The organism is Chitinophaga sp., from assembly GCF_035564935.1.
Classification (GTDB): Bacteria; Bacteroidota; Bacteroidia; order Chitinophagales; family Chitinophagaceae; genus Chitinophaga.
Window position 1 is genome coordinate 1 of the sequence record NZ_DATMTE010000099.1, and the last position, 1658, is coordinate 1658.

General features: G+C 50.1%; 1 protein-coding gene. It reads right to left on the reverse strand.

What is annotated here, in order from left to right:
- Window positions 1-1266 (reverse strand): glycoside hydrolase family 88 protein (locus VN105_RS02760; protein ID WP_325637687.1); only part of this gene is annotated, 1266 nt, incomplete at its 3' end.
- Window positions 1267-1658 lie beyond the last annotated feature (392 nt).

A 1658-nucleotide genomic window follows, 5' to 3' on the forward strand; every position in this document is an offset into this window, starting at 1 on the left:
ATGTGCGGCAAATTTATTAACAGGACGGTAGTAATAAAATGCCGGATCGAACCCCATACCTGTCCCCACGCAGGTGCCTTCCACCTGCCCCTGGCTGTTGATTTTTGAGTGCACGGCATTCCATGCCTGCAGCACCGTCGGGCCATAGGCCTTTATATCCAACCAGCCGGCATTGATCCCTCTGGCAATGCAATAGGCATAGATTGCTGTTGCCGATGTTTCCAGATAAGAATCGTTGCGGTCAAGCAGCTGATGCCAGAATCCGGTACCGTGCTGCAGCGCCACAATACCAGCCACGTGTTTCTTGAATTGTGCCAGCAGCCTGCCCCGGGCGGGATGGCCCTCCGGCAGCACATTCAGCAATTCGACCTTGGTCAGCAGCGCCCAGCCATTTGCTCTAGCCCAGTGGAATGCCGGGTGCGGTTCCATGCCCTCTACCCAACCGTGCAGGTACAGCCCTTTTTCGGGGATAAACATTTTATCGGCAAAGAGCCAAAATTGCTTCATTGCCTCATCCAGGCACCTACTGTCTCCGGTAAACCGGGTCATCTGCGCCAGGGCAGGCAGGCTCATATAGAGATCATCCAGCCAGAGCGTATTTGCCTGCGGCCTGTTCCGGGCCAACGTGCCGTCCTTCAGGCGGAATTCTTTCGTGAGGATGTAATCTATATAGTTGCTGATACTCGGTTTCATGTCCATATGCGGTGTTCTGCCGTGCTGTGCCTTGATCATTGCTGCGCACATGGCTCCAGCATCATCCAATGCATGCGGCTGTACAACGGAATGTACCGGAGACCGATACCCCTGCTGGCGGGATTCGAGCTTTTGGAAGTGCGGCAATACCCTGCCGATAAATTCCAGTCGGTCGGTCGTATAAGCTGCATATCGGGGATCCCCGATCACCTCTGAGGCCCGTAACATGGCACCATAGGTAACACCCCACTCGTAGCTGATCAACCGAAAATCACCTTTTTTGAATACTGTATTGGTATCGATTTTAGCCAGATCCGTCACAGCTGTGTGGTTCGCTTTCTGTTCCAGGGCCATGGGTGTCACCCGATCGAGATACGCATACACCCGGTCTATATCAGCGCGGATGCTATCTAGTGTCGTCTCACCGTACATCACCGGGTATTCGGGCTTCATCAGGTGCAGCGGCGTGTTCGAATCATTGATCTCTGCCTTATCGTTCTGCGAACTGGATTGACATCCATATATAGCCAGCAAGGCAAACGGTATAAGCGAAAATTTCTTCAGGTTCATCATAATAAAATTGGTTTTGTAAATCAGTTTATCAAACAAGATACGGCATCAGCCAGACATAACCGTTCTGTGGTGTCATGCTGTTTAGCAGACAACCAAATTTCCCTTAAAGTGTGAAACAGATCCTGCGCTATTGGACGCCATTTTTTGCTGCATGGCCGCCGGCAAATGTCGTTCGTCTAATTCTTGTTTGGCCTATTGCACGGGCAAATATCTTCGCTACAGGATAACATTATGAATTTTTCAGGGTGGGGCAATTTACCCTGCACATACCCATCGGTATTCCTAATGAGATAAAAGAGGACTATAACATAAAATTATGAAACACAAATTAGTCAGTTTAATTGTAGGCAGTATGGCCATGACTGCTGTTGCTTTTGCCCAGGAGCAACAAG